Origin of the sequence: Legionella waltersii (assembly GCF_001468085.1) — a bacterium.
Lineage (GTDB): Bacteria > Pseudomonadota > Gammaproteobacteria > Legionellales > Legionellaceae > Legionella > Legionella waltersii.
Genome location: NZ_LNZB01000031.1, coordinates 1 through 17,012, shown reverse-complemented (window position 1 = coordinate 17,012; position 17,012 = coordinate 1). Strand labels below are relative to the sequence as shown.

Below are 17,012 nucleotides of genomic sequence, written 5' to 3'. Positions count from 1 at the left end.
AAATCGTTAATAAGAAGCGGTTATGCGTTCAAACGTGACTTTACCTAAACAGAGCAAACCTTAGGGACTAAAGCCAAATGCGACGATCGCACAAAGTATATTGACGCGGATATTTAGGAAATTAAGGCGATCCGGTTTTTCCTTTCGAACTTTCAAGATGTGTATGAATTTCTTCTTTTATTCTTTTTTCTGCTGAAGCAAACAGCCTCTCTACCGCTTTGTGAGAATCGGTTTTCAAGTGAAATCTGCTTGTCCATTGGCCTTGAGCTTTATCAAGAATTTGCATTTCAGGGGAGCGTAGGAACTGGTGTTTCAATTGTTGCAGTTCTTCAAGATTGTCCATTTGGTCTAAAGAGTATTTCAATTCACGAAGAATAGTTCTTTTCAAAGCATCGCCTTTTATGCTCTGATACTGCTTTTTGAAACTGGGGGATTGGAAATCATCTGAACTGACTTCGTGAAAAGTATGGGCCCTACTTTCTCGACGCCCAGATAGATACTCGCTAACTTCGATATCACTATGTTGTATGCGCATTTCATGTACCATACGAGGGGGTAAAGTAATTTTGCCTTGATTGTGAAATGCTAAGAGCACTTCAGGATAATCTGTCAACGCTTTCCCTGGGTTGTTGGTGTACCATTTGTCAATTGTCTCTCGCCATTGATTACGCTTTTTGTTATCCGGTGGAAATTTATAGTTATAGACATAGAGCCATTGATCTTTACCTGCTACTTTTGCGTTTGCTCTATCCTGATAAGGGTAAAAACCCGAATCCAAATCAATTGCTCTTATCCCTTTTTCTGTTGTAATTAAGTTTTGCGGGCTATTGTGTGTATGACTATTGGCTAAATCTGGATGTAGATAACCTAACTGATTGAGCTTTTTTAATCCGATAACAAAATCTTCATACATCAACTGCATTTGCTCTGCAGCAACATTCTGTTTTTCTTGCTTTGGCATATTAAAAACAACATTACCTCTGTCTTTAATATTCCACAATCCTAATACAAAGTACTCATCAATATTGTTATCTTTAAGCAAAAATTTTTGCCTTAGAATATCAAGGTTAGTGCCAATCTCATTACCCTTGTATTTTCTATCGCCCACCTGTTTAAAGGCCTTGTTTTCTGTTTTTTCATAAACATCTCCAAAGGTACCGGAACCAATGTATACTTTTTTGGTTTTCCCCTCACCCTTGTTACTTGTCCACAGAGATAAGAAATCAACGGGCACTGCTCCATCGTATCGAACTGCATAAACATCTTTATTGTGGCGAAAAATTTTAAATTCTTTGTTTGCATCACCAAGATAATGAGTTGTTATATCCGCGCTCTTGATAACGTCATTAATTGATATTGGCATAAAAAAAATGGATTAATCTCTTTGATTAAATTGTAGTAAATTAAATCAATTAGTCAATTAAATACCAATAATCGTTATTTTTAGTCGTTATTGGACAAATAAAATCACTAACAATCCTATGAATGAAATTTTTTATACAAAAACAGCAAGATGCACAGCCGTTAGAGTGATTTAATTAATGAGGTGACACCATAAAACCATTCATTGTAATGACACTCAAAAGTACAAGCGGTTAATTTATTCCTCATTAAAGTTTTTACTAAAAATACACCTGTTTCCGCAAAACTTCTAGGCTGGTATTTTGATTTAATTTTCCATTCTTTTTTACTGCGATCTCGTACTAGTTTAAACGCTTCATCTTTCATGCGTACTTAAGCAACGCTTTAAACAAGGCTCAGGCTGATCTTTTTTCACCAGCATAACTTTTAATCGTAGCTCCTTAACTGAACTAATAAACTTAATTTTCCTGACCACTTCATTATTGCCCTGCCAACTTAACGACCCTTGTAATCATCAGGGAGTTATTTTTGATTGTGTGAAATACCCCTGTTCCGATACTTTCTGGATCTCTTGAAATGATCGAATTATGTCGGGTAATACTTTCATTGCTTCAGCAAAACCATTGCCACACTTGCCTTCGTTTAACTGCTTTCTTAGATCTTCTTCTAACATTGAGGGCCCAGTTGGAGGCGTTCGTGATACCGAACGCATTATCTCATAATTATAAGGCATGATGTCCATAAATAATTTTAAAGATAATTTCTCAGCAGGAGTCATTTTATTCACTGCCTCATTTAACGCTATCATGGACGGAGACATGAGTACACTGTATTCACTCTCGTTGGCTCGCTTTTGGAAAGGGATAGCAACTCCTATTTTGTGAACTTCATACATGGCATCAAGAACTTCTTGAGGAATGTTATTTGCTAGCTCTGCTAGTTCAATAAGCCTGTCCTCCTGCTGATCTTTGGGACTACATAATTTATAAACTGCTTCCTTGATAGAAGGAAAATCTAACAGTTGCTGTATATCATTAGTAGTAAAATGAATTGTAGATTCTTGGCTATCCGGATTTAGGTAATCAACAAAGATAACTGGTCCATCAAGTTTTCTGAAATTTTTGATTATGTCGTCGACATTATACGCATATCCGCTCTCAGAAATGAACAATTTATCACTTGATATACCCCCTATAGAGTTTTTAACCTTTACTGCAACAGGTTGTTCTAAAGCTCTATTATTATTGCTCGTATTTTCTTCGGGCTCAGAGATTACTATGCCTAGATCATGCTTTTCGGGGGAAATAGATAACTGTTTCACGACGACCTCAGGCTTTGACCTTAAATCAGATAATATTTTCTTGGATTTTTCATAAAAAATCTGCGTGGTTTCTCCTCTTCTATTAAAAAAGCCATGCTCGTTTTCTTCAGCAGATTTTTTGAGTATTTCCTCTATATTTTCAAATGCTTTATTCCAAGTCGAATCTCCATTTTGCACCTTATCAATTTCCTGTAATATTTTACCCATCCCTTTTGGTACGGTATTTTTGATGCCTGTCTCTCTGTCAATAACTTTAAGTCCTCCAAAATAACCAATGTCCCACCTAGTGTTCAAGATTAAATAACGAACGCCTTCTAAGACTTGCTTTAGGGCTTCTTCCTCCGAACCGAGCTGAGTTTTTTTGAACTTTCTACAGATAATATATTCTCCTCAGACAATATTTGTTGTTGCCATAGTTTTACTTTATCTAAGTTATCTAATTGAAAAGTTAAGAGTTGCTTTTTAAATTCTTTTTTTACAGTACCGCTTTCTTTTGAATTTTTAATAGCCTCATGAATCTTACTAGATGGAATAGTGCGAAGGAGTGTTTCGTAAAGGAAAGCATTACCTTCAACACTACCAGGCTTGGCTTCTCTAGATACATTAACAAATATTTGTCCAGCTTGTTTGAGGGATTGATTATATTCATCAGAATCATCAATAAAAATGATACCATCGGAGTTTACCTTTTGAAAAATCTCATCAACTTCCCTTAGATAAGGCCTTTTTTTTCCGAAAATACGGTCAAGGCCTATATAAATATTCTTAATATATTTTCCATAAACCTTATCCTCTTCATTTCTCTGAACGCGTTGTGAGCCCATCACTGATGTAATATTATTTTGATGTAGGATGTCAAGCGTTAGCTTTAAAAAAGGCTTATTAGCTATGATAAAATCTGCGGGGTTGTCACTTTTTGGTAAATCTTCATTAGATTTAAATACAACAGGATTTATAAGGCTGCCAACACCCCACACTGCAATTTTTATACCCATATAAAACTCGAAATGTGAAATATGATTTTATTTTAGACTATTTTTTCAAAGAAAACCATCTGAGAGATCGATATCAGTCACTATGGATAAAGAATACATAAAATGCGAACAAATCGCGCAATACTATTACATTTATGAGATGTATAAATGAGTAAGAGAAGTTCAAGAAGTTATGATAAAGAATTTAAGCTTAATCCGGTTAAATTATATCTGGAAAGTGAACACAGCTATAGGCAAATTGAAGATGAAATAGGAGCTCCTGAAACTAAATTATCAATTATTACAACGCATACATATTCAGTTTATTAGGTGCATTATCCTGCAATAGCACTTGACCTCATCCGGTAAGCTGCAACAAATCGTATTTTGACAAATTTAACAAGCTATTGTGATCTTTTGCTGGCGACCCTTGTCTAATATTGAAAGAGTTGGGCTTTGTGCTGCCCTATCCATTTTCAGCGGGTATTCCAGCAACCTCTTAGCCTCATGAAGTTCTTCCTCGATGGCTTTGTCCATTTGATCGTGATTGTTCATGGGATTTCTCCTGTTCAAAATTTGGTTTTTGACGCTGATTTTCCAAATCCAAATCAGCAAAAGTGATTGGCATTTGATATTGAATAACTATCTGCAGGATAATCTTTTTAAATAATGGAGACCCATTCACACAAATACAGTCACCATAGCGCTGCCTTGCCATTTCCAAGGCTCTTTTAAGAGTAGGAATAGACCCGTCTTTAGAAATGATAATTTCCTTTCCATTGTCTCTAATAACACTGTTATCTTTTTTATAAATCTCAGTACCTTCTTTAGTAATAGAGTCGATTTGTCCAAAATTTAAAGAAGAAGAAAAAGTAGAGCCTAAACCTGATATGCTGTTTTTATGCGTATTTTTACGATTACGACACCGCATTGCCATTAAAGCATCCTGGTTGCCACCTTGTGCTTGTTGTTTCAGCCAATCAGCCCAGGTTTTTTTTTGATGAGAATTTAATAACTGACCACGTTCTTTTGCATAATTTTTCCTTATGTTCTCAATCTCATTATGCAGCGTTTTATTTATGTGTTGATGTAAGTACTTTCTCTGTGCTTTAGAAAGGTTCATTAACTTCAAAGCCACTCGTTTAATTCGTCCTCGCTTTTTCGCCTTTTCAATAAGTTTTGTTCTGGCCTCACGCAACTTTTTAAGTTGGTCTGAAACAAAACATTTATTGTGTGATTTTTCGTACTGATATTTAGCATAGAGATTGGTGCCAAGTACCTTTTTATTTAATGGCTCATAATGATAAACATTTGATGCAGGTCTATCGTCTTCTGGGTAAGATGGTACAAATGAACCTAGCTTGGATTCGAGATTTTTTTTAGAAAAGGTTCTGGAAATTGAACTTGCTTTAACAGTAAGCCCTTGGATATTGCAGAACACAAAACCATTGGCTTTAATACGAATTATCAACCCATGTTCTGCCAAAATACTATGTATTTCCTTCCAACTACTGGCTGCCTCGATTTTTTCTTTACAATAGCGTTTCATCCAATTAATTAAGCTTTCAATACCGGAGTGATGCTCCATATCGTCAGCAAGATTTTCTGAATGGTTTTTACGGGTTTGATGATTGGTTATTTGAAGACCTAATTCAATTTCTAGCTTGGATGCAGCCTGCGCAAAAGTCTTATATGCTCTGTAAGGTTCAATCATATTAAAGGTTTGAGGATGAATTTTATTAATCGCAACATGAATATGTAGATTGTCTGTATCATGATGAACAACGGAGATTCTTTGGTGCTCTTTAAATCCAATCGATGAAGCCACCGTATCTTCAATTTCCTGTAAAACTTGAGCCGAAGGGTTTTCTCCTGGAGCAAAGGAAATAAGCATATGGTAAGTTTTATCTCCAGTGGCTCTTTGATTTTTAGCTTGCGTTGCCAATACTTCCTGAACGGCCCAAATGGGGTCGAAACTATTACAGTTTGATAATCTGATCTTACCCACTCGCTCCTGCTTGTTCTGTGTATCAATAATGTACCTAACCAGAGATGAAAAGCTGCTTAATCTTGCTGATTTCATGGGAATATGGCGAATTATCATAGCTTTTTTACCACATCAAGCATTGCATCTTGTGTTAACCGAATCTTGCTTAACAGCGACATGACAAGTCGCTGGTCAAAATGTGCAACACGTTTATCTTGGCTAAGCCAAAGTTTTAGCAAGCCCCCAAGCCGTCCCATATCCGCATTAATTTTGGATAACTGAAGGATGCAGTCTTTATCAACAGTACTTTGAATTGGATATCCAAGGCTTACACGCCTTAAATACTCAGCAATCGATAGACCAGCCTTAGCCGCATTGGATTTGATTTGAATTTCTTCGGAGGGCAAAACAGGAACACGAAGGTGTCGTCCGTTTTTTCTGGTGGGTGTTTTAAGTTTTTTATCCATAAGGATGCTGACCTCTTCATTAAAGTGGTTTGCAATCCTTTGGGTATCAGTTTGTGAACTAGAAGCATCGATTTTTCGTTGAGCACCGAAGGTGCGAATAATACTTGTGAGATTTGATAACCAGCTTGCTGGTTAGCTAACTTCACCTATCTTGCCCTGCGTTTTAAGTTCATCTAATGGCATACTATCAGGTAATTTTATGTAATTTCAAGGCTATTTGTTTTGAAACAAAATTAATTTCTAATAATTACCAATAATTACGATAAATTACATATTTATGCGCTTTAGAGAAGGTTTAATTACGCCAAAAGGAAATAAAATAACTCCACTCATTGCACAGCAACAAAATAGTTTGTACCATCAGAAAGAGAACAATAATAAGTTGATGGTATGACATGGGAAACTCCCTCAGCGAACGAATCGCAGCAAAGCAAATGTTAAGAAAAGCCTCTGCTAAATCTGTAAATAAAGCCGCATTTCTTGCATTAAAAAATGATATCGCTTCAGCGCTAGCTGACGGCTGGTCTATAAAGCTTGTCTGGGAAACCTTAGTTGAGGAAGGCAAAATTTCATTTTCATATAAAACTTTTTGTGGCTATGTAGCACGTTTGATTGCTGCAGAAAAAAAGCCATCTATGCAGGAAAACACCAAGGATGATGAAAAGGCTAAAAGTAAGGCAAAAACCGAAATTCGCGGCTTTACTTTTAATCCCAAACCCAACTTGGAGGAACTCTTGTAATGGCAAAAATACATATCACACTGCAGGGAAAAGGCGGTGTCGGCAAATCATTTATTTCAGCAACCACAGCTCAATACAAACAACACAAAGGCCACACTCCGCTGTGTATTGACACCGACCCCATCAATTCGACCTTTCATGGCTTTAAAGCCCTAAACGTCGATCATATTCAAGTTATGAGTGGTGATGAAATCAACCCCCGTCTTTTTGATGCCCTCATCGAAAAAATTGCTTCAACAACTAATGATGTAGTCATTGACAATGGAGCTAGCTCTTTTGTACCGCTATCTCATTACCTCATCAGCAACCAAGTTCCAGCTTTGTTAAAGGAGTTAGGCCATGAAATGGTGATTCATACTGTAATCACCGGCGGCCAGGCTTTATTCGACACCATAAATGGTTTTGCACAACTGATTGACCAGTTTTCAAATGAAGCACAATTTGTTGTCTGGCTTAATCCCTATTGGGGAGCCATAGAACATGAAGGCAAAGCATTTGAACAACTGAAAGCCTATCGAGATAACAAGGACAGAATATCAGCCTTAATTCAAATCCCCGATCTGAAAAAAGAAACCTATGGCAGGGATCTAACAGAGATGCTTCAACAGAAACTGACCTTCGATGAAGTTTTGGGTATGCCAGAAAAAAGCATTATGACCCGCCAACGCTTAAAAATCGTGCGCGATCAACTGTTCGGACAGCTGGATAGCGCCAGGGTGATCTAATGTCAGAAAAACTGGATAAAATCATTCAAGACATCAGCATCAAACATGGTGTACTTTTGGGTAAAGACGATCCAATCCTCATGCTTCAGACTATGAATGCACAACTGATTGAGGAACATCGGAAAGCCCAACAGGATTTGCTGGTACAGTTCCGAGAGGAAATGGAAGGCATTTCCTCACAATGGAAAGATGATGCCAAAGAAAAAGCTGAAAAGGTTCTCAATGCAGCATTAGCTAGTAGTAAAGAAGCTATAACCAGATTGCTGAACGAATCTACCAAAGAATCGGTCCAGGCTATGCAGAAATTGATCTTGAACTCATTGACTGAGGCTCACTCCTTGACACGAAAGACACAAAAATTCAGTCAATTTGTACTGGTATTATCAGCCACATTGTTTGTTGCCTCATGTATGATTTTCTTATTGTTTTATAAATAAGGTCCTTCTGTTTAAGAGGCCCTAAATTGGGCTTCTTATTTTTATCTACTAAAATTAGGGTGTGTTGACAAAGAATATGGCACTTGAATCAAATTTCTGATCACAGCAATAACTTCAGTTAATGATTTCTGCTCTAGTTCATTTTTTCTCAAAAAGGCTTTCCACATTGACTCCCTGCTTGGGTCATTAGCAAACTCATCGGTCAGGCCAATAGGTAGCTCTTCAGGAAGATCCATACTTCGACGATTAAATGTAGCATGTATCGCTTTAGCCAAGATTTGATTATCTATCTGTTCATTACCTAATAATACATAAAGATCCAAGTAGTCTTTTAATCGACTATTAGTCATGCCCAATAATGCAATTGCGTGCAGTTTTTCTGCAATTACCGTATAAATTGGATAAGTACGGATTTTAGGGGCAGGAAGATCACTAAGAAGTACGGGATAATGGGCATCTATTGGCCCAGGGGTAACTGCATCACCATACCCTATATCAATTTGTATTTTAATCTTTGCTTTCGCCAATTCCCCAAATAACTCAACTCTTGCCCCAGTATAACCTCCATCTTTTTTGATAGTATCGGCCGTCACTGATTCAGACAGGAAACTTATTCCATCATCTGCAGAGATTCTGCAAATTTTACTGAATGTTTGTTTAATATACGCTAGATCATTATCACCAAACCCCAATAAATCAATATCTTTAGTTGGGCGATGAGGCATGTCATACCACAAGTTAAATAGTAAGGCACCTTTCAACAAAAACTGTTTAGAGTATTCTGATTCGCCAATTCGATATAACAAACGCTCTAGACCATAACGAGTCAATACCGCATTAAAATCAGAACCTTCTTTAACAGCTATATTCTTCAAACGAGAGCGTACAGACTCACCAATATTTTTTGTCATTGAATTGCCTCAATATAAGGACGCATTACGTTTGCAACGCGACAAATTTTCGCATAATGCCATAGTTCATCAACTGTGACTTTATTTTTTGTATAAGCCTCTTTGAGCGCTTCAATAGCCACATCAAGTCCAATTTTATTGCGATGTTTGAAACAATCTGCAATTGTCTTGGCAAAGTTATACACCCTTAGCTTAATATTATCTGATTCTATAATTTCAATTCCTTCACTAAAGGCTTCATCTGAATATTGCACCATTTTTAGAGGAGGATAATCCATTTTTGGCGCATGACTCCCTTTTGGCATAGCTATCCATACTTTTCGAGGTAGCTGTGTTGTTAGATCATGAATCTGCAAAGCAGTTAGCAGGCAAAACACTGCTTGGGGTACTCGGCTTGCTATAATAACCAGGCTTTCTTTTTCTGAAAACTCCGTCTCGGGCAAGCAATAGAGACCAGAAGCGAGTTTTTCAAGTTTGTTTTCGCTAACAAGCCTCGAAATGGTCGCTCTAGTGATCCCCCTTTCGGTTAGATCGGACATTCGAACAATGCCCGATTTACTAGCCATCTGGAGTACTTTTTGTTTATAGGTAGCTTCTGTCTTCATATTTAATATTATGATACATAATTTCGTTAATTACAAATAAATAACGAACATTTGTATCAAGCGACTTACATTTTACCTTATCCATCATTACGTCTCAAATAGTCATTTTTATGAAAACCAAATGGCTTTTTCAGTAAAATGCCAATAAAGTAGCTAAAATATCCTTGCGTGAGATTTGCGTGTTTGAGTACGACACTGTTATACTCTGTACGACAATTGTAGTGGTATCCCGTTGCAAATTATTAATTTAAAATCAACGAGTTAATTTTAAGGCTGGGGGCTCATAATCCGTTGGTCCTAGGTTCAAGTCCTAGTGGGCCCACCAATAAAATCAAGTAGTTACGGTAGTTTTCAGAAAATAGAAAAAAGTCATGTAGACGCAATGTAGACAGAATGAACGCGCACACTGCTGTGCTGTGCGATGCTTTCGCATGAGTAATCGATATAAATCGCTGTTTAAAGTAATAGATGGCAGCCAGATTTTTAGGGGCTCTTCCCCATTTCCGGGGGCACTAATCAAGAACATTGGTTCTCAATGCCGCCAAGAGACCTCTCTGAGTATTTCCCATGCGCCCTAGTAATAGATCACATAATCAACTACGACCGTCTCTGTCGTATAAAATTTCCTGATCTGGTGGATTTTGAGAATTTTTCTGGAGTCTTTACTATTCGCAATTTCAAGCAAGATATCCTATTTATGAATAAAATAACCAAACACAAGGAGAGTTTGAAAGCTTTTCACTACAATCTGTCGGCACTGTCAGGGTAATGTTCGAATTATTACTTGTATCAAAGATGAAAGTGTTATTGGTAAAATTTTATCACATATAAATAAAAAGTCTGGGAATCAAGCCGCAATCTTCAATACACTTACCATTCGGGGGCCGCCGGAGCGAGTTTCATTAATAATAGCCCCTAGAAAGCGAGTTCGGGTATTTTAAAAAGAAGTGGATTTAAAGGATACTGATTGAAATATAAAAAGTACTTTTGTCCCATTTGCCCCACAAGCATATTATGGAGTGGGGACGTGTCTAGCCGAGTATTGGTGCGGATGCCCCACTTGTCCCCTTCGTCCCACCTTTTCATCATCAAAAGCTAAGTGGGTTTTTATTAACTATCGTGCAAAATTCTCTTATATTCCATTTTAGACGAGGTTATATTCCATATTAGACGGATGTAACCGTATGTTTAATAATTATTTTTACAATCTTTACAAAAATCATGACGCAATAAACTATAATTTCCACAACCGAATAAACTATAATCTTAACAACATTATACACTATGATTTCCACAACATAATATACTATAATTTCTACATGCAACTATAAATTGAAATATTATGAAACCATCAGAAAAGCTAGCGCAATCACTAGAAGTTTTACACAACCTACAAAAGCAAGGTAAGTACGCTATCCAATCAAAAGATATAAGCCGTACTCATAGAGAACGACTTGTAGAAAATGCATTTTTAGAAGAGGTTGTAAAAGGTTGGTATGTACCGATAAAACCTGATGAACAAAAAGGCGAAAGTACGGCTTGGTATGCTTCTTTCTGGAGTTTTTGTGCTTCCTATTTAAATGAACGATTTGGTGATGAGTGGTGCCTTTCCCCAGAACAATCTTTACTTCTTCATTCAGAAAATTGGACTGTGCCTAAACAACTAATGATACGCAGCCCCAACGGAACAAACCGTAATATGGAGTTGCCTCACAACACAGCCTTATTTTCAGTACAATACAAAATGCCAGCTGCTCAGGATATAGAGATTAAGCAGGACATGCGAGTTTATGCAATAGTCCCAGCATTGATCTATTGTTCACCTAAATTTTTTTCTCAATATCCAACTGAGGCACGCTCTGTTCTTTCAATGTTTAATAGTGCATCTGATCTTCTGCATTATTTATTGGAAGAAGGACATTCTTGGATAGCAGGAAGGATTTGTGGCGCACTTCAAAATATTGGCAAATCTCACGTGGCAGAAGAGATCAAAAAAACCATGGAGAGTGCCGGTTATCAAATACGAGAAGAAGATCCATTTTTAACAAATACACCGATAGATTTTTCCGCAACTTATAAGCCAGCTTATCGCAGTCGTTTGGAAGTTATGTGGCATGATATGCGCGATACAGTTCGAGAAAACTTCCCTAGCCCACATCCTACAACAATTGATATTAAAAGATATCTAGAACAAGTTGACGCAAATTATGTTTCAGACGCCTACCATTCTCTATCTATTGAAGGTTATCAAGTAAGCCCTTACTTAATTGAAAAGGTTCGTTCTGGACAATGGAATCCTGATGCTACAGAACAAGATCGAAATCACCGCAGTGCATTAGCTGCCCGTGGATACTGGCAAGCATTCCAAGTAGTAAAAAAGAGCCTTATGGAAATATTGAATGGAGAAAACCCCGGAAAAATAGTACAAAAAGAACATGGGGATTGGTATAGAGAATTATTTCAACCTAGCGTTGCTGTAGGTCTTTTAAAACCAACTGATCTGGCAGGATATAGACGAAGCCCTGTATATATACGTCAATCAAAACATATTCCTCCCCGTTGGCAAATTGTTAGTGAACTAATGGAAGAATTTTTTCAGTTAATAATTCAGGAAAAGGAACCTTCTGTTAGAGTAGTTCTCGGACATTTCTTTTTTGTTTATATCCACCCTTATTCAGATGGTAATGGCAGAATTGGACGTTTTCTAATGAATGTTATGCTAGCAAGTGGCCATTATCCATGGACTATTATTCCTGTGGAGAGAAGAAACGAATATATGGAAGCACTAGAACAAGCTAGTATTGATCAAAATATTATTCCCTTTACTAAGTTTATTGCTAGTTGTATCAATTCATAAACATAGTCAGAGATAGGAAAGGTGTGGATATCGTGGTTTTTGGTGTCTTGCACGATAATGGTCAGAGAAATTTTTTACTACATCAAAATTCTATTCCCTCTTTGTCACGAATTAGGGTATAAAACGTAACAAAATTAAGTTTGAAAAATGCTCCTAGTCCCCTAAGTCCCAATTTGAAAAATCAGGTAGGGACGGAATTGGCCCAGTAATAACATAGATGCCCCACCTGTCCCTATGGTCCCAGATATATTCTATATTTTTGCACTTAACAAAAAGAGATTAATCTTTTTTATCAAAATAATAAAATGAAATGTCAAAATCTGATTTTTTTTCATTAAAGGGATCTGCAACGATAAAATACTGATAAGCATTAGATGCAGTACCCGTATTAGATAATGGTGACTCGATACATAGATAAGTTTGTTTTCTAGAGTCTACTATTTTCCACCATCCCGCAACCTGGGCGATGGCTGTTGTTGATTTTATGGATGGGTTAGTGGAATAATTATTAGCTGATTCCACTTTAATCTTATGATCTGCAATGATTAAGTAGGGTTTATCATCACATGTTGCTGATCCATAAAGTTTACCATCAATTTCCGTATCAAACTGATTTTTGCAATTAGGCTCTGAATCTTTATTATAGCCAATACCTTCAATTTCAGTCATAAGGACAGATTTATTTGCTGGATTATTGTTTTTACATGATTGAATAACTTCAACGGGTGGCATCGCATGTGATACTCCGTATATAGATAAAAAAACTAGATACATGCTTATTTTTTTTATATACATTGCTTCGCCCCGGTAGCTAAAAATTCTTTACTTAATTTCCAAAAAATTGTTTTATTATGTCCCGCAGTCGATACATAAGTATGGCTAAAATACTTACCATTCCTCCCTTTTTTATGGAATGGTTTAGGCTCAGTAACATCAAGTACATTGTGTTTTGGGTTTGAAAATTTAAATCCGTATTTATATCTATAGGCAAATGCTCCATTTGTTTTTACATCTACCCCATCCCAAAAACATCCGCCATTTGAATAGTCTGCCCCATTCGACAAAGCGTTCCTAGCAGCTTTATAGGCTAATTCTACTCCATTGCTGTTAATATTACACATCAAATTATAGTACCGTTCATTTTTTGTCTTAAGGGCTGTGGCATAAGCAAAGTTAGGATCTTTTGAAATTAGTTCACTGACTGATTTATATCCATATGCTTTCATTCTTCGCAAAGTAGCACTCGCAATTCCTGCCATTTCTTCATAATCATTGCTCCAATGTGATTCGCCATAAGCAACAGCAGCTAATAATTGTTCTTCAGAAACACTATCAGGGTCAGGAATACAAGGTCGATTTTCACGAGTACAAGTTGATTTATCCGCAGCTAATGTCCAGCTTTGATCTTGGCACGAGGGAAAATCATCGCAAAAATTATGAGGCTTATTGAAATAACTAATTGATCCATTCGCACAGAACCATGTATCTGCTCCAATTATCATATTATATGTTGGTAATGAATAGCAGGCAGGATCTACACTTTTGGAAGGAACAATACCCCAAAAAAAACTATCTCCCATTTTTTTGCAGGCTTCTTCATAATCATGCCCCCAAGAAATTTCTCCAGCCTTGGGGTTATTAATCAGGTAAATGGCTTCGACTGGATAATTAAATACCATTACTGGCTTAGTTGTCTCAGCAAATACCTGACCAGAGAATATGGTTAATAACACCAAAACTGTTTCTGTAATTCTCAACTAATTAACCAATATTGAATGGAAATAAAATCAATGTGAATCATATTTTATCACAGATAATTCTCTATGGCGCACAATGAATATTTATTCTGCAAAATTAAAGGTAGATTAAAAAAACAAATTTGCTTAATTACATGTATCTATTCATAATTGTAGGTAACACACCCGCCAAGCCTATGAAGACTTCAGTCTTTAAGCTCAAATCGTGCGGGTTTTTAAACCGTCAACACCTTCTGATTTATTTTAAATTCTAAATTTTGTAGTGAAGCAATGATTGCTGAGAATGATGGCGGTGTTTGGTAAAACATATCTGCATCACTCATATGGGCATAGTCTTTTGCCAGAGCGTCTTGATTTTCTGAAGATGGAATCAAGCGCAATTTGCCTTTTTGACAATCATCATAGTTGGCATAACTTGCGTTAAAAAATGCTCTTTTATACTCCAAAACGCTATCTAAAATATCCACACGATCTAATGCCTCAGCCCCGATGTGTGAATGATTCAACATGTATAAATCATACCAATGTCTCGATAAGCGTTCTGGCGTTTGATGCAGTCGTTCTCGATGGCATTCGACATGGATCAATGTCACTTTTTCCCAGAACGTTCGTATCGGCGAAAGAGTATTAATCAATGGCTTGGGCACGTGGATATCAGAGCCAATTGAACTCGTTAAATAAGGTAAAATCTGATGCTTTTCACAAGGCTCCGTACTATTTCTAATACCAAATTCGACCAACACATGGTCACGAAGATAGACAATTGAATCAGTCATGATGCTTGGGTAATAAAACTCCAATGTTTCACCATCTTCGCTTAATATTATCTCAAATTCTTGATTAGGGAATTGATTTTCAAGCTTCTCTGCCAGTAGTGGAAGCACGGTATCATGTACATAGTGTTTCAATTGGCCTTTAAGTTGTTCACTTATTTTTTTTAGCTGAGATCGACTGGTTTTTTTCAAATCAATTTCTTTCTCAGCAAAATCTCGGTAATCAATCGTGATATCGCAATCTTCTGAAAAACGCTTAATAATATTAAACACCTTGGAGAGTGATGTTCCTCCTTTGAAAACCATCTGAATTGGTAAGGTGAATATTTGCTCTAACAACCAGCAGACCCATAGATCCTTTTCAATAACCACCTCTGAAACATCCATATGATCGGCAGCCTTGGAAATTATTAGTTGTCTTTCTTCTAACGTTAAATTGAAAAAGGAATTATGCATTACAGCTCTCTTTTTGATATCTGAAAAAAATGTCTGCTAACCATGCCGGCATCCGGCTTATTAAATTTATGGTTTTTTTAAAATCTACTTCTGGGATACGTTTTTTAATTAAATGGATCGTTGACGGTGTAACATTCTCTTGCCCCAAATAGATAAGTGCTGTAATCACTAAACCAGCGATCGAGCCAGGTTCAATCATTCTGCTGGGGTTAACGTGCTTCAGCCTGACAGTTCGATTGGCTATGGTCAACGTTCTTGAATTTCCATCCGTATAAAATACCTGACGTGTAGGAACTTGAGTTGTTAATTGCAATTGCCTTGCCGCTTCAGCACCATGCACCATAATTGTTTCACCGGTAGCCTTGGCGATAGCTTCAGCAATTTCTGATGCCAACGGCAACTTTTCCCCTAAACTTAACGTTTTTGGTTTAACATAAATACCGCGAGCGACTTTTTTAATTTCGTTTGACTTAACCAAGCGATTTAAAATTTGTCGAATATTATCTGTTGAAGCAAACTGTCGGAACTCACTGGAAGCAAAGGGCTGTCCTTCAGGCAGGTTAGAAATATATTCTCGAATATTAGCAATCGCTGTCATAATTTTGTTCCTCATTTGTCACGAATTATAGTATAAAACGTGACAAAATTGAAATTAAGTTTGAGAATGCTCTCCGTCCCCAAGTGTTCTGTTAGTACACTGATATTTATAACTCAGCCGTCTCCATCATATGCGTAAGTATAAAATTGGCTACTTGTTGCATGGGTTTTCGTAACCGCTCCACATCTTTCATAATATACCCGGCTGTAACATCATTATTCATTTTATGATTGAGCAATCGTTTTAAAGCATAAGCCGGTAAGTCCAAACTATCGGCAACAGTAGCAAACGTTCTTCTCAAGTCGTGTAAGGTAAATGGCACGCTAGATAACTCCACCACCCTATTTACCGCTTTTTTAGGCTCATAGATATAACCAGTTTTACTTTCCGCTGGGAATACAAATTCACTGGTTTTATTCCTGCTCCTGCGTTCCATTAACTCATAAACAAAATCGGACATTGGCAGTGTGTGGATTTCATGGTTTTTGGTATCTTGCAAAGTGATTGTTTTGGATTTGAGATCAATATCCTCCCAACGCAAGGAGGCAGCTTCCATTTTTCGCATGCCGGTGAATAAAAGTAATAAAAAATAATCATGCCATTGTAAGGCATTGCGATAGTTATCAGTCTCCACCAATACGATGACTGCCTTATACCAATCAGCTAATTGATGCGGTTTGATGACGGTTTGTTTTCGATCCACTCTATACCATGCCCGGGTATGTGATAAGTATTTGACTGGGTTAATAGTGATGATTGGATGCCCATTGCCGTCTTGATATTCATACATCGCGTAATTAAAAATAGCTCTTAATACTCTCATGGCATTATTGGCACGTGCTTTACTGTTTGCCTGACCATGCTTGGTATGCCGTTTGGCAATCATCTCTCGGGTAATATTCACCAGCGGTTTATCAAGCCAGTCAGGCACAACTTCATGCAAAACGCATTGATATGTCATTCAGCACCCTAATCGGACCACTTTGTCATCACCTAAAGGGACCACCCCATTAGCACTTAATGGGACCACCTAGTCATCACT

17 protein-coding genes and 1 pseudogene are annotated in these 17,012 nt (G+C 37.1%); 5 read left to right on the top strand and 13 right to left on the bottom strand.

Annotated features, from left to right (window positions below):
* Positions 1-121 precede the first annotated feature (121 nt).
* The 4 genes from Lwal_RS05375 to Lwal_RS05360 all read right to left on the bottom strand — a co-directional run bounded on the left by Lwal_RS05375 (position 122) and on the right by Lwal_RS05360 (position 3,678).
* A complete protein-coding gene (locus tag Lwal_RS05375) occupies positions 122-1,363 on the bottom strand; it encodes a hypothetical protein (RefSeq protein WP_028378767.1) in 1,242 nt (413 codons plus the stop codon).
* 161 nt (positions 1,364-1,524) lie between these two features.
* Entirely contained in the window at positions 1,525-1,728 is a 204-nt protein-coding gene (locus Lwal_RS05370; protein ID WP_028378768.1) for a hypothetical protein, read from the bottom strand.
* A 148-nt stretch (positions 1,729-1,876) separates the two neighbouring features.
* Complete coding sequence (locus tag Lwal_RS05365; protein WP_058479877.1) at positions 1,877-2,977, bottom strand: hypothetical protein; 1,101 nt, start codon at positions 2,975-2,977, stop codon at positions 1,877-1,879.
* A gap of 32 nt (positions 2,978-3,009) precedes the next feature.
* Positions 3,010-3,678 (bottom strand): hypothetical protein, encoded by a 669-nt coding sequence (locus Lwal_RS05360; protein WP_028378770.1) that lies wholly within the window; start codon positions 3,676-3,678, stop codon positions 3,010-3,012.
* Between the two features lie 147 nt (positions 3,679-3,825).
* On the opposite strand from Lwal_RS05360, the gene Lwal_RS17300 reads away from it, so the two are divergent.
* Entirely contained in the window at positions 3,826-3,987 is a 162-nt protein-coding gene (locus Lwal_RS17300; RefSeq protein ID WP_157066268.1) for a hypothetical protein, read from the top strand.
* 175 nt (positions 3,988-4,162) lie between these two features.
* On the opposite strand, the gene traI is transcribed toward Lwal_RS17300, so the two are convergent.
* Together traI and traJ are read right to left on the bottom strand one after the other, a co-directional pair.
* Positions 4,163-5,761 (bottom strand): TraI/MobA(P) family conjugative relaxase, encoded by a 1,599-nt coding sequence (gene traI, locus Lwal_RS05355; RefSeq protein ID WP_080274386.1) that lies wholly within the window; start codon positions 5,759-5,761, stop codon positions 4,163-4,165.
* On the bottom strand, positions 5,758-6,111 hold the full coding sequence (gene traJ / locus Lwal_RS05350) for a conjugal transfer transcriptional regulator TraJ (RefSeq protein WP_028378771.1): 354 nt from the start codon (positions 6,109-6,111) through the stop codon (positions 5,758-5,760). The genes traI and traJ overlap by 4 nt, the downstream gene beginning before the upstream one ends.
* 395 nt (positions 6,112-6,506) lie before the next feature.
* Here traJ and Lwal_RS05345 point away from each other — a divergent pair, with 395 nt between their 5' ends.
* Genes Lwal_RS05345 through Lwal_RS05335 form a run of 3 tightly spaced genes read left to right on the top strand, consistent with a single transcriptional unit; the run spans position 6,507 to position 8,013 of the window.
* On the top strand, positions 6,507-6,851 hold the full coding sequence (locus Lwal_RS05345) for a TraK family protein (RefSeq protein WP_028378772.1): 345 nt from the start codon (positions 6,507-6,509) through the stop codon (positions 6,849-6,851).
* A complete protein-coding gene (locus tag Lwal_RS05340) occupies positions 6,851-7,576 on the top strand; it encodes an ArsA-related P-loop ATPase (RefSeq protein ID WP_028378773.1) in 726 nt (241 codons plus the stop codon). Before Lwal_RS05345 ends, Lwal_RS05340 begins: the two co-directional genes overlap by 1 nt.
* On the top strand, positions 7,576-8,013 hold the full coding sequence (locus tag Lwal_RS05335; protein WP_028378774.1) for a conjugal transfer protein TraM: 438 nt from the start codon (positions 7,576-7,578) through the stop codon (positions 8,011-8,013). The genes Lwal_RS05340 and Lwal_RS05335 overlap by 1 nt, the downstream gene beginning before the upstream one ends.
* A gap of 41 nt (positions 8,014-8,054) precedes the next feature.
* Here the strand turns inward: Lwal_RS05335 and Lwal_RS05330 are convergent, their stop codons facing one another.
* Together Lwal_RS05330 and Lwal_RS05325 are read right to left on the bottom strand one after the other, a co-directional pair.
* Positions 8,055-8,924, bottom strand: a complete 870-nt coding sequence (locus Lwal_RS05330) for a nucleotidyl transferase AbiEii/AbiGii toxin family protein (RefSeq protein ID WP_028378775.1) — start codon at positions 8,922-8,924, stop codon at positions 8,055-8,057.
* Positions 8,921-9,490: a type IV toxin-antitoxin system AbiEi family antitoxin domain-containing protein gene (locus Lwal_RS05325; protein WP_229309780.1), complete on the bottom strand. Its 570-nt coding sequence runs from the start codon at positions 9,488-9,490 to the stop codon at positions 8,921-8,923. Before Lwal_RS05325 ends, Lwal_RS05330 begins: the two co-directional genes overlap by 4 nt.
* A 1,381-nt stretch (positions 9,491-10,871) precedes the next feature.
* Between Lwal_RS05325 and Lwal_RS05320 the strand changes: the two genes are divergently transcribed.
* Positions 10,872-12,386 (top strand): Fic family protein, encoded by a 1,515-nt coding sequence (locus Lwal_RS05320; RefSeq protein ID WP_058479876.1) that lies wholly within the window; start codon positions 10,872-10,874, stop codon positions 12,384-12,386.
* Between the two features lie 279 nt (positions 12,387-12,665).
* Here Lwal_RS05320 and Lwal_RS05315 read toward each other — a convergent pair whose 3' ends face one another.
* The 5 genes and pseudogenes from Lwal_RS05315 to Lwal_RS05295 all read right to left on the bottom strand — a co-directional run.
* Complete coding sequence (locus tag Lwal_RS05315) at positions 12,666-13,181, bottom strand: hypothetical protein (RefSeq protein ID WP_065235649.1); 516 nt, start codon at positions 13,179-13,181, stop codon at positions 12,666-12,668.
* Positions 13,172-14,143, bottom strand: coding sequence for a hypothetical protein (locus Lwal_RS05310; protein ID WP_058479875.1), 972 nt, complete (start codon positions 14,141-14,143; stop codon positions 13,172-13,174). Before Lwal_RS05310 ends, Lwal_RS05315 begins: the two co-directional genes overlap by 10 nt.
* Positions 14,144-14,358: 215 nt before the next feature.
* Positions 14,359-15,372, bottom strand: a complete 1,014-nt coding sequence (locus Lwal_RS05305) for a nucleotidyl transferase AbiEii/AbiGii toxin family protein (protein ID WP_058479874.1) — start codon at positions 15,370-15,372, stop codon at positions 14,359-14,361.
* Positions 15,365-15,970, bottom strand: a complete 606-nt coding sequence (locus Lwal_RS05300; protein ID WP_058479873.1) for a DUF6088 family protein — start codon at positions 15,968-15,970, stop codon at positions 15,365-15,367. The genes Lwal_RS05305 and Lwal_RS05300 overlap by 8 nt, the downstream gene beginning before the upstream one ends.
* Positions 15,971-16,076: 106 nt before the next feature.
* Positions 16,077-16,925, bottom strand: a pseudogene (locus Lwal_RS05295) (tyrosine-type recombinase/integrase); the annotation flags it as partial.
* Positions 16,926-17,012 lie beyond the last annotated feature (87 nt).

Bases quoted from the DNA above. Each gene is read 5' to 3' on its own strand.
- Lwal_RS05360 (WP_028378770.1), bottom strand. From the start codon at position 3,678: ATGGGTATAAAAATTGCAGTGTGGGGTGTTGGCAGCCTTATAAATCCT.
- Lwal_RS05335 (WP_028378774.1), top strand. From the start codon at position 7,576: ATGTCAGAAAAACTGGATAAAATCATTCAAGACATCAGCATCAAACAT.
- Lwal_RS05325 (WP_229309780.1), bottom strand. From the start codon at position 9,490: ATGGCTAGTAAATCGGGCATTGTTCGAATGTCCGATCTAACCGAAAGG.
- Lwal_RS05315 (WP_065235649.1), bottom strand. From the start codon at position 13,181: ATGTATATAAAAAAAATAAGCATGTATCTAGTTTTTTTATCTATATAC.
- Lwal_RS05305 (WP_058479874.1), bottom strand. From the start codon at position 15,372: ATGCATAATTCCTTTTTCAATTTAACGTTAGAAGAAAGACAACTAATA.
- Lwal_RS05345 (WP_028378772.1), top strand. From the start codon at position 6,507: ATGGGAAACTCCCTCAGCGAACGAATCGCAGCAAAGCAAATGTTAAGA.
- Lwal_RS17300 (WP_157066268.1), top strand. From the start codon at position 3,826: ATGAGTAAGAGAAGTTCAAGAAGTTATGATAAAGAATTTAAGCTTAAT.
- Lwal_RS05320 (WP_058479876.1), top strand. From the start codon at position 10,872: ATGAAACCATCAGAAAAGCTAGCGCAATCACTAGAAGTTTTACACAAC.
- Lwal_RS05375 (WP_028378767.1), bottom strand. From the start codon at position 1,363: ATGCCAATATCAATTAATGACGTTATCAAGAGCGCGGATATAACAACT.
- Lwal_RS05300 (WP_058479873.1), bottom strand. From the start codon at position 15,970: ATGACAGCGATTGCTAATATTCGAGAATATATTTCTAACCTGCCTGAA.
- Lwal_RS05340 (WP_028378773.1), top strand. From the start codon at position 6,851: ATGGCAAAAATACATATCACACTGCAGGGAAAAGGCGGTGTCGGCAAA.
- traI (WP_080274386.1), bottom strand. From the start codon at position 5,761: ATGATAATTCGCCATATTCCCATGAAATCAGCAAGATTAAGCAGCTTT.
- Lwal_RS05330 (WP_028378775.1), bottom strand. From the start codon at position 8,924: ATGACAAAAAATATTGGTGAGTCTGTACGCTCTCGTTTGAAGAATATA.
- Lwal_RS05370 (WP_028378768.1), bottom strand. From the start codon at position 1,728: ATGAAAGATGAAGCGTTTAAACTAGTACGAGATCGCAGTAAAAAAGAA.
- traJ (WP_028378771.1), bottom strand. From the start codon at position 6,111: ATGGATAAAAAACTTAAAACACCCACCAGAAAAAACGGACGACACCTT.